Origin of the sequence: Polaromonas aquatica, from assembly GCF_042659145.1 — a bacterium.
Lineage (GTDB): Bacteria > Pseudomonadota > Gammaproteobacteria > Burkholderiales > Burkholderiaceae_C > Polaromonas > Polaromonas aquatica.
This window is the reverse complement of sequence record NZ_JBHSRS010000013.1, coordinates 51,109-65,354: the sequence shown is the minus strand read 5'-3', so window position 1 is coordinate 65,354 and position 14,246 is coordinate 51,109. Positions and strand designations below refer to the sequence as shown.

The window sequence follows — 14,246 nt, the reverse complement described above, 5'->3', positions numbered from 1 at the left end:
GCAACGTGACGCAAATGCGAATTTCACCGATCACGCCGGGCAGCCGGCCCGAGCTTGCCGCCATTGAGGCCGGAATCACTGCGGAGCGCGGCCGTGTGTCGCTGCTTTACCAGGTCTTGCTGAACAGCCCGCCGCTGGCGCAGGGCTGGGAGCAGCTTCTGACAGCCGTGCGCAACCGCAGCAGCCTGCCCGCCGACCTGCGCGAAATGGTCATACTGCGCGTGGCCGTGCTTAACCGTGCGCCCTATGAGTTTGAAGCGCATGTGCCGCATGCGCTCAAGGCAGGCATGTCGCAGGACAAAATCGAGGCACTGAGGGATAACGGGGATATGCAGCTGAACACCGCATTTTCCGCGCAGGAGCGCCATGTCATCCGGTTGACCGACACCATGACGCGCGACATCGATGTGCCCGACGACGTGTTTGCCGAGGCAAAGTCCCACTTCAGCGACCAGCAGATGGTGGACCTGGTGGCAACCATTGCCTCCTACAACATGGTCTCCCGTTTTCTCAGTGCGTTCAGGATAGGGCATTGACATGGCGAACGCCACCGCAACACCCGGCACAGCGGCTGAGCCCATCCCCACGGACGCCTTGCTGGTGCAGCTCACGCTGCCTGCAGGCGCGCAGGCCTTGCTGCCGGCACTGCTGCAGCACCTTCACAGCGCTGCGCCGCACGCCGACAGGCCTGTACACGCAGCCTTGTCGAAAGATCACGGCACGCTTTACGCCTACCTGCATTTTGACAAGCGCACACCGGTTGAAAAATCCGCAGCCAATGCGCTGGCCACTTCGCTGAGAACGAAGTGGCCCCTGTTGCAGGATGTGCGGGTTTCGCGGCTGGAACAGGTTTTTGCCATCGCCGGCGCATCGGCAAGTGCCAAAACGGTTTTTCACTACACCGTCGAGATGGACCCTGAATCCGGCTGGATGCCCGAACTGTCAGAGTGGTACGACACCGAACACATGCCCGGCCTGGCGACGGTGCCCGGCTGTGTCAGCGCCAGCCGTTTCCTGAACCACGACCATGGCCCGCTGTCGCTGGCCTGCTACGACCTTGTGACGGAGGAAACACTGGGCTCGCCCCCATGGCTGGCCATACGCGGCACCGAATGGAGCAGCCGCATGCGGCCGCGCTTTACCAACACGATTCGCACGATGTTCACGTTGCTGCTTGATTCAACGCAACGCAACTGATGCTCGCGCCGGGCTCAGGCCAGCCAGATACAGGCCGCCATGCGGCCCGTGGTACCAAAGCCATTGCCGGCTGGTCCTGCATCACGCCTGTGCGAGAAGAAGTTTGAAAAATTGCTCACCGTGCACCAGGGTGCACTGCCATCGTTACCGTAAACCTGTGTGATACCCAGCGCCTGCAGGCGCATGCGCGCAAGCCCGGGCAAATCCGCAAAATACTTGCTGCCACCTTTGGCCACGAAGAACCGGCCGGCATCTGCGTGGCCGGCTTCAAACGCGGCCTTGACTTCAGCGCCAACTTCAAATGCAGAAGGCCCGATGCACGGACCCAGCCACGCTATTGTTTTGATAGCTGGTTGCGAGCTCTGCACGCCGGCCACAGCACTAAAAGACTCATAAAAAGACGCCAAAATGCCTTTATGGCCCTGACTGGCGTCCCCGGCCAGGCCGCGCCAGCCGGCATGCGCTGCAGCCACCGCCGTGCCGTCCTCATTGGTCAGCAGCACCGGCAAACAATCCGCCACCATGATGGTGCAGGCGACATGCCGCTGCGCCGTCACGCAGGCGTCGGCCTGCCCGCCGTCCGGCGTCGCTGCATCCAGCGCCAGCACCTCATTACCGTGAACCTGCTTCAGAAATACCGCGCGCGCGCCGGTAGCGTCCTGCAGCAGAGCACGGTTGGCCGCGACATGCTCCGGGGCATCACCAACGTGGTCGCCGAGGTTCATGCTGTCATAGGGCATATTTGAAACGCCACCATGACGTGTGGTGAAAACGGCCCGCACGTTTGAAGGCGCAGGCCAGTCGGGGATCAGCCAGTCCTTATGCAAGCTGCTCACCTGATGATGTGATCAGGCTTCAAAGTCAGGACAGGCCGAAGGCTGGGCCGCCTGGAAAGCCGGCAGCGCCATCGCGGCGTCGAACGCAGCCATGGTGCGCGGCAGCCCATCGAGATTCACGTTAAAGCGCTGGGCATTGAAGATTTGCGGCACCAGGCAGCAATCGGCCATCGTGGGGGTGTTGCCGTAGCAATAGGTGGAAGCCGGCAGTTGATTGAGCTGGCGCTCGAATGCTTCCAGTCCCTCGCGGCACCAGTGGCGGTACCAGGTGTTTTTGGCCTCTTCCTCGACCTTCAGTTCCCTGACCAGGTACTTGAGCACGCGCAGGTTGTTGATGGGATGGATTTCGCAGGCAATCGACTGGGCTAGCGCGCGCACCTTGGCACGGCCCACGGGGTCAGCCGGCAGCAGCGCGGGCGTGGGGTGTTTTTCATCAAGGTATTCGATGATGGCCATGGACTGCGAGAGCTTTTCGCCATCGACCTCAAGCAGCGGCACCAGCGTGTCGGCGGCCAGCGCGGCATAAGCTTCTTTTTTGTGGTCGCCCCTGGCAATGTGCACGGGGATGTATTCATAACTCAAACCCTTGAGGGCCAGTGCAATGCGGACGCGAAAGGATGCGGACGAGCGGAAATAGTTGTGAAGTTTCATGGCGAAAGCATAAACTGAAAAGCCCGGTTCTGGAGGGGCCTGCCTTAGAGCCTGCGCGACTGGCCGCCATGCGCTGGCACCCTACCATCCGCTACGCATCTGCACCTGTTTGCAACAACCCGTTTCAGTGGAGACACACCCATGAGCACCATCAGCACTCTCAGCAACCACCAGGTCCGCCTGGCCAGCCGCCCTGTGGGCCTGCCCACGCGCGCCAACTGGAGTTTCACCACCGAGCCAGTGGCCGAACCAGGCCCCGGCGGTGTGCTGGTCAAAACGCTGTACCTGTCGCTGGACCCGGCCATGCGCGGCTGGATGAACGAAGGCAAAAGCTACATCCCGCCGGTTGAAATCGGCGCCGTCATGCGGGCCGGCGGCGTGGGCAAAGTCATCGCTTCGCAGAACCCGGCCTTTGCCGTGCGCGACTATGTGAGCGCCGGGCTGGATGTGCAGGAGTATTGCCTGGTCCCGCAGGAGCAGCTCAAGCGCAGCGGCATGTTCAAGATCGACCCAAGCGCAGGCCTCACGACATGGCTCAATGTGCTGGGCATGCCCGGCATGACCGGCTACTTCGGCCTGCTGGAAGTCGGCCTGCCCAAGGCCGGTGAAACCGTCGTGGTGTCGGGCGCGGCCGGGGCCGTGGGCCAGACCGTCGGGCAAATCGCCAAACTCAAGGGCTGCCGCGTGGTCGGTATTGCCGGCGGCAAGGCCAAGTGCGACTGGGTGGTGAACGAGCTCGGCTTTGACGCCTGCATAGACTACAAAAACAGCGATGTCCGCGCCGGGTTGAAGGAGCATTGCCCCAAGGGAGTTGACATTTATTTTGACAACGTGGGCGGTGAAATCCTTGATATGGTGCTGGCCAAAATCACACGCGGCGCCCGCATCATCATCTGCGGCGCCATCAGCCAGTACAACAACACCACGCCCGTCAAGGGGCCGGCCAACTACCTGTCCCTGCTGGTCAACCGTGCACGCATGGAAGGCATTGTGGTGTTTGACTACGCCGACCGCTACCACGTCGGCATAGCGGAAATGGCGGCTTACCTGAAAGCCGGCACCATGAAAAGCCGGGAAGACGTGGTCGTTGGCCTGGAAAACTTCCCCGAGGCGCTGCTCAAGCTCTTCAACGGCGAAAACTTCGGCAAGCTGGTGTTGCAGGTCGCCAAGGAATAAAAGCCGGCCTGCCGGGCTTATTTGCCGCCGCGGACCAGGCGCACGCCGCCTGGCGTGCCGCGCGGGCTTTCCCCGGCACTGCCGTCGCTGAAACTGACAAAGGTAAAGTAACCCGGCCCGGTGCTGCTGGAGGTCCAGAAACGGGCCACAGGCGTGCCCGGGAACACCACAGGGTCAATCGCAGCCTTGCCCTCTTCCGCCTCGCGCACGGAAACAATGCTGGAGAGCTCCTTCAGGACAGGCAAGCGCCACTCCGTCCCGCCGGCCGATGCGCTCTTGGCGCGCAAGGCGGCGTCTGTCTGGTTAAAGAATGTGGCCTGCCCGCTGCAGGTACGCGCCTTCCAGGCCATGCCCTCCACACAACGCCGCCAGGTCAGGCCGGTTTTGCTGTCCGTGATCTCCTGGCCATCGGCAGACGCGGTGTAGCGCTCCTGCGCAAATACGGGCGAGCAGGCCGCGCCCGCGAGCAACAAACCCCAACCCGCTACCCTTGTCATTGAAATCCGCATCAGAGTCCTCCACAGACACAAAGCCAAACCTGAACAGCCGTGATGCTAGATACATTGCCCTCCCGCAGGCAGAGGGAAGCTACCTAGCGGGTAATACTTACCCCGTATGCCGGCAGCCCACCCGGCCACATCGCCATATGGGTGAATGTAAAAGCCATATTTATATGAGAATGGTTATCGTTTAAGATTCAGAACCAGCCCATGCTGCCATCGACGGCACGATGGCTGGATTTTTATGAAACAGCCCCAGAAATTGATCCCCGCGCAACCGACCCACCTGTCGCTCGCCGACGCCGCCACGGGCGACGTCTTTACAGTCAACCACGTGGTGGCACCGTCAGGGGCGCCGGAATGGGCCACACAGCTGGAAGACATTGGATTCCTGGCAGGAGAGCGCGTCGCGATCATGGCGCGTGGCCTGCCCGGAGGGGACCCGCTGGTGGTACGCGTGGGCCTGTCAACCTTTGCCTTGCGCCTTGTTGAAGCAGCTTGTGTGCGCGTGACGCCCGTGGCAAACGGGGCCGCGACATGAACGAAGCCATCATCCACTTTTACCCCGGCGGCCCCCTGCTGGCGCTGGTGGGCAACCCGAACTGCGGCAAAACCGCCTTGTTTAACCTGCTGACGGGCAGCCGCCAGAAAGTGGCCAACTACGCCGGCGTGACGGTGGAGCGCAAGGAAGGCAAGCTGACCACCGCGGCAGGCAAGGCGCTGCGCGTGCTCGATTTGCCGGGCACCTACAGCCTGCATCCGCGCTCGCCGGACGAACGCGTGACCCATGATGTGTTGTATGGCCGGGCGAAAGGCGAGAAACGCCCCGACCTGGTCGTCTGTGTGGTGGATGCCACCAACCTGCGGCGCAGCCTGCGCCTGGTATTGGCCGTCAAACGCCTGGGCCTGCCCTGTGTCGTGGCAGTCAACATGCAGGACCTGGCAAAGGCAAGGGGCCTGACGGTAAACACTGCAGCGCTTGCGCGTGAGCTGGGTGTGCCCGTGGTCGGCACCGTCGGCACCAAGGGCGGCGGCGACACCGAACTGCGCACCCTGCTCGACGACCCGAGCCTGTGGCAACGCCCTGCTTCTGCAGCAGCAAACACGGATGCGCCCCCAAGCCATGCAACCGATGCCGACCATGACACAGTACGCGGCATCCTGAAACGGCTGGCGCTGGATGAGCTGATCCCGCACACCATGAGCGACCGCATTGACCGCGTTGTGCTGCATCCGGTATTCGGGCCCATCCTGCTGGCCACGGTGCTGTTCCTGATTTTCCAGGCGGTCTTCAGTTGGTCAGTCGCACCGATGGATGCGATCAAGGCCGCCAGCGACTGGCTGGGCGCCATGGTGGGCACGCTGCTGCCTGACACCGGCGTCATGGGCTGGGTCAGAAGCCTGATCGTGGACGGCGTGATTGCCGGCGCAGGTGGTGTCGTGGTGTTCCTGCCGCAAATCATCATCCTGTTCTTTTTTATCCTGGTGCTGGAGGAGTCCGGCTACCTGCCGCGCGCAGCATTCTTGCTGGACCGCCTGATGGGCGGCGTCGGCCTGTCGGGGCGCTCGTTTATCCCCCTGCTGTCGAGTTTTGCCTGCGCCATTCCCGGCATCATGGCGACCCGCACCATTGCCAACCCGCGCGACCGGCTGGTGACCATCATGATCGCGCCGCTCATGACCTGCTCGGCGCGGCTGCCGGTTTATGCGCTGCTCATAGGTGCGTTCATCCCACGCCGTGAAGTCTGGGGCCTGCTGGACCTGCAGGGATTGGTGTTGTTTACCCTGTACGTCGCCGGCATTCTGGGCGCGCTGCTTGTGGCCTGGGTCCTCAAGCGCTTCACAACCCGCGGCCAGGCTCGCACTCTGATGATGGAGCTGCCCAACTACCACCTGCCGAACATACGCAACGTGGGCATAGGTTTGTGGCAACGTGTGGCCATCTTCATGAAACGGGTGGGCGGCGTGATCCTGGTGCTGACCATTGCCCTGTGGTTTCTGGCCAGCTTTCCGGGCGCACCGGAAGGCGCCACCCGGCCCGCCATCGAGTACAGCCTGGCAGGCACCCTGGGCCGCGCACTCGCGGTGGTGTTTGAGCCTATTGGCTTCAACTGGCAGATCAGCATTGCACTGGTCCCTGGACTGGCAGCCCGCGAAGTGGCTGTCAGCTCGCTGGGTACCGTCTACGCCCTGTCGGCGACAGCCAACGACACGGCGCAGGCACTGACGCCGCTGATTGCACAAACCTGGAGCCTGGCCACCGCGCTCTCGCTGCTCGCCTGGTACGTTTTTGCACCGCAGTGCCTGTCAACACTGGCAACCATCAAGCGCGAGACCAACGGCTGGACCATGCCACTGATAGTTGCCGGCTACCTTTTTGCACTCGCCTACCTGGCCTCCTTTGTGACTTACCGCGTGGCGCTGGCGTTTGGCGCGGGCGGGTAGCTCGGGGTTGCGCCCGCAGGCGGGCCGGGGCGATATCCAACGCTACTCTTTTAATAGCTCGCCGCGCCCGCTGCACGGTGGCCACAGGCCATTTTTATATAAAACTAGCCTTCTTTGGCAGGTAACTCGGCAAACCTGAGCAGGCGCGTGGCCAGCATGGTTTCAGCCAGGAAGCAAACCAGCGCCGCGAGAAAACACACCACGCCGGACAAAAAGGAGATGGTCGCGACTTTCAGTATCGCCAGCTCGGCGGTCTCGCCCAGAAACAGCAAAATAATGGTGAAGCCGATCAGCATGGCGCAAAAAGTCAGCAAGGCCAGGCAGCTGTTGACCAGCCATCCGCGGTGCCTGAGCGCCCGCAGTTCGGCGTACATCTTCAGGGCGCGCGGCCGCGCCACGTCGCCATCCTCAAGCCGGTTTTCCAGGAAACGCGCGCGGTCGATGATGCGGGCAAGCCGGCCCGCCACGGCGCCAATCATTCCGGAAACCGCCGTCAAGAGAAACACGGGCGCCACAGCCAGCTGTATGCCGTGCGTGACAGTTGAAAGGTCAGTCGCAAAGTTCATCTGAGGCTCCTCGCCGCAAGCAGGCTGGCCAACCGTAACGATAGAGAGGAACTGGGCACGGAGGCCGGTTTACTGCGCATATTCAGCTTGTGTTTGTTATTGATTTTTCCAGCCCAAGTGTATGTGCATGTCAGAGGCTTTTGCAGGTGCCTGCGGGTGCTGGCATCTGCCCGCGCCCTCGCCTGCATCACATTTTTTCTGAACCGGAAGCTTGCCCTGGGAGGGCCTCCGCCTCCCGAAGGAGCTGGGGCCAGTTTTCCGCCCAGCAGCAGGCATGGCCATAGTCGGGTTTGACGATCACCACAGGCTGTTTGCCCGATGGAAAACGTTTTGAGAAATCAATAATCAACGCAGCCGGGACTGTGCGATCCCCGGCGCCGGCAAAATGCGTTTGCCGGATGTTCTGCAACTGGCCTGTGACATCCGCAGGATTGAGGGAGCCAGCCAGTGCTTCCACCCTCATCATCCGCGTCCACGACTGGTGGTCCAGATTACCCGCGACAGTGATCACTTGCGCGATGTCTGACCGGCGCGCCGCAAGCAGCAGCGCCACAGCCGCACCGCCCGAATAGCCCACCAGGGTGATCTTTTTTGCAGAGAACTGCTTCTTCAGGCTGTCCAGCGCCTGGCTGGAAGCCTCAATCACTTCTGGCGCAAAACGCTGGTATGTCCAGTAGCGCTCGGCACAGCCCGCGCTATCGGCACCCACGTACTGGCAGGGGCGGCCCAGATAAGCGGCATTGCCCCCGGGATGCGCCAGGGCCAGTCGCAATGCCAGCGGATTAATCGGCGTGGGGTCCGACGAAGGCTGCTGGCCATTGATCCAGGCCAGGCCGTCACCCTCGATGTAGACCGTCAGCTGGTCTCCTGCGACGTAGGCCGCTGGCGTATAGCGCATCAGCCGGAACACACCCGCATTGACCGGTGACGGCAACCAGCCCTTGCTCGCGGCCAGCGCATCAGCCTGCTGAATTCTCGCCCGGGGTTCCGGCACGCTGCTGCAGGCGGCCAGAAACCATACACATGCAAACAAGGGAAGAAAGCGTTTCACGGTGTCAGAAACTCCAGCGCAGCTTGCCGTCAACTGCAAAAACAAATCAGACCTTAGCCGAACTTGCGCAGCGCATCCAGCGCCAGGCCGCTGCCTATGCTGCCGAAACGGTCGCCTTCGACGGACCGGGCCTGCGGCAACAGTGCGGAAATGCGCTCGCGCAGCAAGGGCACGCCGCTGGAGCCGCCGGTAAAAAACACGGTATCCACGTCGTCCGCCTGGATGCCCGCATCCCGCAGGAGGTTTGAAACCGTGCTTTCCACCGTATTCACCAGGCCGTGAATGGCGCGGTCAAAATCCGGCCGGTGCAGCACAAGTGTTTCGCCGGGTGCGATGCGTCCCAGGTCCATGGTGGTTTCTGCCGCATCGGACAAGGCGATCTTGCCGGCCTCGACCTGCATCGCCAGCCAGTGACCGGCCCGCTCGCGCACCAGGTTCTGCAGGCGCTCAAGCTTGTCTTTTTCAATCGCGCTGCGGTGCAGGTCGCTGATCTGAGTCCACGATTTTTTGGTGTAGGCCTGGTTGATGGTGTGCCAGGTCGCCAGGTTGAAGTACTGGGCCGAAGGAATCTCCAGCCCGCTGTGCAGCCGGCTGCCCAGGCCCAGGGTGGGCATGACGCTGGCCAGGCTCAGGTATTTGTCAAAGTCCGTGCCGCCTATGTGCACACCGCCACTGGCCAGGATGTCGTCGCGCCGCTCGGCTTTGCCGGCACGCTCGCGCCCCAGCCGCACCAGCGCGAAGTCGGAAGTGCCGCCGCCTATGTCAACCACCAGCACAAGCTCTTCACGCGAACCGTGTGCGATCTGCGATTCGTAATCAAATGCCGCAGCAATCGGTTCGTACTGGAAGGCGATGTCCTTGAGCCCGACCGAATGGGCAATTTCCGCCAGCGTGTTTTCAGCCTGTTTGTCGGCTTTGGCATCGTCGTCCACAAAAAACACCGGCCGGCCCAGCACCGCGCGGGTAAAGGGCTGGTCTGCGGTGCGTTCGGCGCGGCGCTTGAGTTCACCGATGAACTGCGCCAGCAAGGTGCGAAACGGCAGCGCGCGGCCCGCGACTTCCGTATGTTCATCAATCATGGATGTGCCGAGCAGGCTTTTAAGCGAGCGCATCAAACGCCCCTCGTACCCTGCCAGGTAGTCCGCCAGGCCGGCACGGCCGTAACTAACATGCTCGTCCTCGGCATGAAAAAAAACAACCGATGGCAGGGTCAGCTTGCCGTCTTCAAGCGGCAGCAAAAGCGATGAATTTGCAGGCTGGCCGGGACGGCTCCAGCCTGCGGTGGAGTTGGAAGTGCCGAAGTCAATCCCGCATGCGGCGGCTGGTACGCTCACTGTTTAACCACGTTCAGCAGGTTTTGCGAAGCCGCCCTCAACCCAGGCCGTCGCGCTGGCGCGGTTGAGCTTGAAGGACGGCGCCACGCGCACCTGCGCGAGCTGTTCGCCATCATTGCCCTGCGCGCCAAGGAGCGCGTGGGGGTTGTCTTCATCAGGAACAATATCCAGCGAGACGGTGACCCGCTCTTCTGATTTTGTGCTCACCGTGATGCTCTGGTGCAGCGTCGCATGCAGTTGCTGCTCATGCCTGCGCACGAATTCGGATGCGGTTTTGACCAGCGTGCTGAAGGCATTGCCGTCCAGCGGCTTGGGATTCTTTTTATCGCGTCCCATGGTCCAGGGGCCCACCAGGGCAGGCTCGGGCTCGCCGTCCTTGATCATGGCCACGGCCCAGCCGTCGTCGTCCTCGTTCTTGATGACTTTGGCCGTCCAGCCGTCACCGCACCACAGGCGTGCTTCCTGGATTCTGGCGTCGCCGGTAGGGGAGGAAGAAACACCAGACGATATTTCTGGCGGCGGGGTGCGGGCGTCGGTCAATGCGTGGTCACTCGGTTGCGGGAATTTTGGGAAGGCGCAATTCTAGTCGCCAGTCACCATGGCCCCCGCACGCACCTGCCCTATCACAGACCCAAATCGCGCAGACCCGCATGAGCGCAGCAGGATGTGCTGGGCACGATCCAAAAAAACAGCACTTGACGGCTTGCGCCAAGTGCTGATGGCCATAAAAAGCCCAAGGGCGCCCGGCTTGCGCCCGCTTGAATAGCCGGGTTTCAGCGATATGTCAAAAGACACCCAGCAACATCAAAATCAATACGACGCTGAGCGGAACTCCGAGCAACCAGGCGATAAGAGGCATGGGGTTTCTCCTTTGGAAAGTTGAACCTTCACCATAGTCCGGCATTGTTTTGAGAACTGCGGGATAAGCGCCTCACCAAAGGTAAGGCCAGGCTTACAAGGCCTGGCCAGCGGCGGCACCGGACGATTTGGCGGTAGAGTTGGCATCCGGCCGGTATTGGAAAATACCAGCCCCTACCGATACAGCCACACAGGAAAGCCCATGATTCTCGAACTCGCCGACATCCGCATTCACCCTGGCCAGCAGGCCGCTTTTGATGAAGCCATACAGCGCGGCGTCAGGGAGGTGATTTCCAAGGCCAAAGGCTTTCAGGGCTACAAGGTCAACAAGGGCATTGAAAGCCCTGAGCGTTACGTTCTGCAAATCTTCTGGGAGACACTGGAAAACCACACCATCGATTTTCGCCAGTCGCCGGCGTTTGCCGACTGGCGCGCCATCGTTGGGCCGTTTTTTGCGGGTCCGCCCACCGTGGAACATTTCAGCCTGCTGGCCAAATCAGCCTGAGCAGGCAGGCGCGGCCGATCAAGCCAGCGGATCGGCCTTTTCAAGCCCATTGACCAGCTTGCCGAGCAGCAGCATCAACTGAGCCTTTTCGTCGCCCTCCAGCGGGCCCATGATGCGCAGCTGGGCGCGGCCCACGGCACGTTTCATCTTCAGCGCAACCTGCTCGCCCTCAGGGGTGGTCCACAGCAGCTTGCGCCGCTTGTCGCCCGGGTCGGCCTCCCGCTTGACCCAGCCCTTGGCCTCCAGCCGGCCAATCACCGAGCCAAAGGTGGCCGGGTCAAAAGCGACCCTGCCTGACAGCGTGATCTGGTCCTCGCCGGGGTCGTCCATCAGGGCATTCAGGATGGCAAACTGCACGGGCGTCACGTCAAAACCTGCTGTCTCGTCCATGAAGATGGCGACAGCGAGCTGTTGAGCCCGGCGGATCAGGTGCCCCGGGGATTCGACGAAATTAAAACTTTTTGCCATAGGCTGGGTAGTTTAAGGGTACCCCGGCACCGCTTTCAGGCTCCTCCCCTGAATTTGCCGGGCGCTCAGGGTATGTACCAAGGCTATTAATGATAAGTATACTTATCATTAATACCGAGCTGAAGTGGATGTACGACGGCATCGAGCCGTCAAAACTGTTCCAATAACGGGTTCATTCCACAGACCCGGAGAATTCCATGAAAAAACCGTCCCGACTGTCCCCCGCCACACGCCGCAGCATGCTGGGAAACGCCCTGAACGCTACTGTTTTAATAGCTGCCTGCGCGCTCCCGCTGGCGGCCTCAGCCCAAAAAGGCTCAAAAAACCAGGAAACAGCCGCTGCCTGGCCCACCAAACCCGTCCGTATCCTGGTGGGCTTCCCCGGCGGCTCGACGCCCGACATGGCCGCACGCACGCTGGCAGAGCCCCTGTCCAGGGTGCTGGGGCAGCCGGTCATCATTGAAAACAAGCCCGGCGCGTCCGGCAATATCGCAGCCGACCAGGTCGCCAAGGCCACCGACGACCACACCCTGGGTGTCGTCATCAACGGCAACCTGACTTCCGCCAAACTGCTATACGCCAAGCTGCCTTACGACCCGGCCAAGGACTTCACACCGATCTCACTGATCGCCACGGCGCCGCTGGTGCTGGTCGCACCGCCCGACCTGCCCTCCGGCACTGCGTTTTTTGACGCAGCGCGCAACGCGGGTGACAAATGGAACTACGGCTCGGTCGGCAACGGCTCGGTCGGGCACCTGGGCATGGAACTGCTCAAGACCAAGGCTGGCGACCTCGCAGCCGTGCACATCCCCTATCAGGGCAACCCGCAGGTCGTCACCGCCTTGCTGGGCGGCCAGATCCAGATGGCGTTGATCCCGCCCGGCATTGCATTGCCGCAGATCAAGGCAGGCAAACTCAAGGCCATCGGCTTGACCAGCGGACGCAGCCCCCTGGCGCCGGAAATCCCGCCGCTGGCTGATGCCAACGTACGCAACTTCAACCTGGAAGTCTGGACCGCGCTGATAGGCCCGGCCAACCTGTCCAAGGCAGCCAAGGCACGCCTGAACCAGGAAGTCTCAAAAATCATCCGCGACAACGATACCCGCCAGAAACTGTTCAACCAGGGTTGGCAGGCCGTGGGCACCTCGCCTGACGGCCTGCTCAGCCGCATCCGCAGCGAAACCGCCATCATGGGCGGCATCATTGCGATGCGTGGCATAAAAATAGAGTAATGGTGCCCCCGCGTTCGCTCACTGGATTAACTCGCATGCTCGCCTCATCCCACTTGAACACCATCACCGAACCCGCACGCACCCTGCCCGTCTACGGCGAATTTGACGTGGTGGTCGTGGGCGGCGGCCCGTCCGGGCTGGCTGCCAGTGTCAGCGCGGCAAGACATGGCGCAAAAGTCCTTTTGGTGGAGCGCTACGGCTTCCTGGGTGGCATGGGCACCGCCGGCGGTGTGACCAACTTCGCGGGCCTGTATGGCCGCAAGAACGGCGAGATGCGGCAGGTGGTGCATGGTGTGGTGGACGAGTTGCTGGAGCGCATAGATGCATTGGGCGGCCTTAATGCCCCGCAGGATGGCATGCAGGGCCGTATCCGCGTGCGCTCCTACGACGTCTCTGCATTCAAATGCGGTGCCGACCAGTTGCTGGCGGCTGCGGGTGTGGAAATGCTGTTTCACGCCTGGGCAGCGGCCGTGCTCATGCAGGGCCCGAAGATAGCGGCGCTGATTGTCGAGACCAAGTCCGGCCGGCAGGCAATACGCGCACAGCGCTTTATTGATTGCTCCGGCGATGCCGACGTCGCCCATTTTGCCGGCGTGCCATTTGAGTTGGGCGACGGCCACGGCAGCGGGCTTTTCCCGACCACCATGTTTCGTGTCGGGCATGTCGACGCACCCGAGGCACTGGCCGCTGTGGGCGAATTCAAGGCCATCAATACCTTCATGGCACAAAGCCAGGCGCGCGAGCCGGGCCGCTACAACTTCCCGCGCGAAGGCGCCATCCTCAGGCCGCAAAAGAATCCGACCGAATGGCGCGCCAACGTCACGCAGATAAGCAATGCCGGCGGCACTGCCATGGATGCCACCGACGCACGCCAGCTCAGTGACGGCGAGCGGGAAGGCCGGCGCCAGATCGCCGAGTATTTCAGCTTTTTGCGGCATGAGGTTCCGGGCTTTAAACAATCGGCCATCGTGGACATCGCCGCACAGATAGGCATACGCGAAACCCGCCGCATCCGGGGCGAGTATGTGCTGACAGGCGAGGACATCCTGTCATCGGCCCGTTTTGACGACAGCATAGGCATCAACGCCTGGCCCATGGAACTGCACGCCGCAGGCCGCATCGACTGGCAGTTTCCGCGCAACTGGGACACCACGCAGGGCCGCGTTTACAACGACCTGCCCTGGCGCATGCTGGTTCCCACAGGCGTCAACAACCTGCTGGTGGCCGGACGCTGCGCCTCCATGACGCACGAAGGCCAGTCTGCGGCACGCGTCAGCGGCGGCTGTTTTGTGATGGGCCAGGCCGCAGGTACGGCGGCAGCACAGCTTTCCGCCGGCCAGACATTTGCAGATACGGATGTTCGCCTGCTGCAACAGGTCTTACAGCAGGACGGCGTTTACCTCGACGATGACAAGGCATAAAAAGCT

At 62.0% G+C, this 14,246-nt stretch carries 16 protein-coding genes; 8 read left to right on the top strand and 8 right to left on the bottom strand.

From position 1 onward, the window contains the following. The first annotated feature begins 14 nt into the window (after window positions 1–14). Both ACFQND_RS04465 and ACFQND_RS04460 read left to right on the top strand, forming a co-directional pair. Window positions 15–536 (top strand): carboxymuconolactone decarboxylase family protein, encoded by a 522-nt coding sequence (locus ACFQND_RS04465; RefSeq protein ID WP_371437874.1) that lies wholly within the window; start codon window positions 15–17, stop codon window positions 534–536. Between the two features lies 1 nt (window position 537). Then, window positions 538–1,197, top strand: coding sequence for a hypothetical protein (locus ACFQND_RS04460; RefSeq protein ID WP_371437875.1), 660 nt, complete (start codon window positions 538–540; stop codon window positions 1,195–1,197). A 14-nt stretch (window positions 1,198–1,211) separates the two neighbouring features. On the opposite strand, the gene pgeF is transcribed toward ACFQND_RS04460, so the two are convergent. Further along, complete coding sequence (gene pgeF / locus ACFQND_RS04455) at window positions 1,212–2,024, bottom strand: peptidoglycan editing factor PgeF (protein ID WP_371437944.1); 813 nt, start codon at window positions 2,022–2,024, stop codon at window positions 1,212–1,214. A 21-nt stretch (window positions 2,025–2,045) separates the two neighbouring features. Next, window positions 2,046–2,684: a maleylacetoacetate isomerase gene (maiA, locus tag ACFQND_RS04450; protein ID WP_371437876.1), complete on the bottom strand. Its 639-nt coding sequence runs from the start codon at window positions 2,682–2,684 to the stop codon at window positions 2,046–2,048. A gap of 141 nt (window positions 2,685–2,825) precedes the next feature. Here maiA and ACFQND_RS04445 point away from each other — a divergent pair, with 141 nt between their 5' ends. Then, window positions 2,826–3,860, top strand: coding sequence for an NADP-dependent oxidoreductase (locus ACFQND_RS04445; protein WP_371437877.1), 1,035 nt, complete (start codon window positions 2,826–2,828; stop codon window positions 3,858–3,860). Between the two features lie 17 nt (window positions 3,861–3,877). Here the strand turns inward: ACFQND_RS04445 and ACFQND_RS04440 are convergent, their stop codons facing one another. Continuing rightward, window positions 3,878–4,357 carry an Lcl C-terminal domain-containing protein gene (locus tag ACFQND_RS04440; RefSeq protein ID WP_371437878.1) on the bottom strand — a complete coding sequence of 160 codons (480 nt, stop codon included), beginning with the start codon at window positions 4,355–4,357 and terminating at the stop codon, window positions 3,878–3,880. Window positions 4,358–4,604: 247 nt separating this feature from the next. On the opposite strand from ACFQND_RS04440, the gene ACFQND_RS04435 reads away from it, so the two are divergent. After that, on the top strand, window positions 4,605–4,901 hold the full coding sequence (locus tag ACFQND_RS04435; RefSeq protein WP_371437879.1) for a FeoA family protein: 297 nt from the start codon (window positions 4,605–4,607) through the stop codon (window positions 4,899–4,901). Continuing rightward, window positions 4,898–6,805: a ferrous iron transporter B gene (feoB, locus tag ACFQND_RS04430; RefSeq protein ID WP_371437880.1), complete on the top strand. Its 1,908-nt coding sequence runs from the start codon at window positions 4,898–4,900 to the stop codon at window positions 6,803–6,805. Before ACFQND_RS04435 ends, feoB begins: the two co-directional genes overlap by 4 nt. Window positions 6,806–6,909: 104 nt before the next feature. Here the strand turns inward: feoB and ACFQND_RS04425 are convergent, their stop codons facing one another. From ACFQND_RS04425 to ACFQND_RS04410, 4 genes are all read right to left on the bottom strand, one after another. After that, on the bottom strand, window positions 6,910–7,371 hold the full coding sequence (locus ACFQND_RS04425; protein ID WP_371437881.1) for a DUF2721 domain-containing protein: 462 nt from the start codon (window positions 7,369–7,371) through the stop codon (window positions 6,910–6,912). A gap of 187 nt (window positions 7,372–7,558) precedes the next feature. Further along, window positions 7,559–8,422, bottom strand: coding sequence for an alpha/beta hydrolase (locus ACFQND_RS04420; RefSeq protein ID WP_371437882.1), 864 nt, complete (start codon window positions 8,420–8,422; stop codon window positions 7,559–7,561). Between the two features lie 53 nt (window positions 8,423–8,475). Then, window positions 8,476–9,756 carry an Hsp70 family protein gene (locus ACFQND_RS04415; protein ID WP_371437883.1) on the bottom strand — a complete coding sequence of 427 codons (1,281 nt, stop codon included), beginning with the start codon at window positions 9,754–9,756 and terminating at the stop codon, window positions 8,476–8,478. Between the two features lie 3 nt (window positions 9,757–9,759). After that, window positions 9,760–10,296 carry a hypothetical protein gene (locus tag ACFQND_RS04410; protein ID WP_371437884.1) on the bottom strand — a complete coding sequence of 179 codons (537 nt, stop codon included), beginning with the start codon at window positions 10,294–10,296 and terminating at the stop codon, window positions 9,760–9,762. Between the two features lie 520 nt (window positions 10,297–10,816). Here ACFQND_RS04410 and ACFQND_RS04405 point away from each other — a divergent pair. Further along, complete coding sequence (locus ACFQND_RS04405) at window positions 10,817–11,119, top strand: antibiotic biosynthesis monooxygenase family protein (RefSeq protein ID WP_371437885.1); 303 nt, start codon at window positions 10,817–10,819, stop codon at window positions 11,117–11,119. A gap of 18 nt (window positions 11,120–11,137) precedes the next feature. On the opposite strand, the gene ACFQND_RS04400 is transcribed toward ACFQND_RS04405, so the two are convergent. Next, window positions 11,138–11,587: a MarR family winged helix-turn-helix transcriptional regulator gene (locus ACFQND_RS04400; RefSeq protein ID WP_371437886.1), complete on the bottom strand. Its 450-nt coding sequence runs from the start codon at window positions 11,585–11,587 to the stop codon at window positions 11,138–11,140. Between the two features lie 197 nt (window positions 11,588–11,784). On the opposite strand from ACFQND_RS04400, the gene ACFQND_RS04395 reads away from it, so the two are divergent. Together ACFQND_RS04395 and ACFQND_RS04390 are read left to right on the top strand one after the other, a co-directional pair. Next, a complete protein-coding gene (locus tag ACFQND_RS04395; protein WP_371437887.1) occupies window positions 11,785–12,819 on the top strand; it encodes a Bug family tripartite tricarboxylate transporter substrate binding protein in 1,035 nt (344 codons plus the stop codon). 35 nt (window positions 12,820–12,854) lie between these two features. Then, complete coding sequence (locus ACFQND_RS04390; protein ID WP_371437888.1) at window positions 12,855–14,240, top strand: FAD-dependent oxidoreductase; 1,386 nt, start codon at window positions 12,855–12,857, stop codon at window positions 14,238–14,240. Window positions 14,241–14,246 lie beyond the last annotated feature (6 nt).

Excerpts from the sequence above, each read along its gene's own strand:
- ACFQND_RS04465 (WP_371437874.1), top strand. The coding sequence starts at position 15 with ATGCGAATTTCACCGATCACGCCGGGCAGCCGGCCCGAGCTTGCCGCC.
- ACFQND_RS04460 (WP_371437875.1), top strand. The coding sequence starts at position 538 with ATGGCGAACGCCACCGCAACACCCGGCACAGCGGCTGAGCCCATCCCC.
- maiA (WP_371437876.1), bottom strand. The coding sequence starts at position 2,684 with ATGAAACTTCACAACTATTTCCGCTCGTCCGCATCCTTTCGCGTCCGC.
- ACFQND_RS04445 (WP_371437877.1), top strand. The coding sequence starts at position 2,826 with ATGAGCACCATCAGCACTCTCAGCAACCACCAGGTCCGCCTGGCCAGC.
- ACFQND_RS04440 (WP_371437878.1), bottom strand. The coding sequence starts at position 4,357 with ATGACAAGGGTAGCGGGTTGGGGTTTGTTGCTCGCGGGCGCGGCCTGC.
- ACFQND_RS04435 (WP_371437879.1), top strand. The coding sequence starts at position 4,605 with ATGAAACAGCCCCAGAAATTGATCCCCGCGCAACCGACCCACCTGTCG.
- feoB (WP_371437880.1), top strand. The coding sequence starts at position 4,898 with ATGAACGAAGCCATCATCCACTTTTACCCCGGCGGCCCCCTGCTGGCG.
- ACFQND_RS04425 (WP_371437881.1), bottom strand. The coding sequence starts at position 7,371 with ATGAACTTTGCGACTGACCTTTCAACTGTCACGCACGGCATACAGCTG.
- ACFQND_RS04405 (WP_371437885.1), top strand. The coding sequence starts at position 10,817 with ATGATTCTCGAACTCGCCGACATCCGCATTCACCCTGGCCAGCAGGCC.
- ACFQND_RS04400 (WP_371437886.1), bottom strand. The coding sequence starts at position 11,587 with ATGGCAAAAAGTTTTAATTTCGTCGAATCCCCGGGGCACCTGATCCGC.
- ACFQND_RS04395 (WP_371437887.1), top strand. The coding sequence starts at position 11,785 with ATGAAAAAACCGTCCCGACTGTCCCCCGCCACACGCCGCAGCATGCTG.
- ACFQND_RS04390 (WP_371437888.1), top strand. The coding sequence starts at position 12,855 with ATGCTCGCCTCATCCCACTTGAACACCATCACCGAACCCGCACGCACC.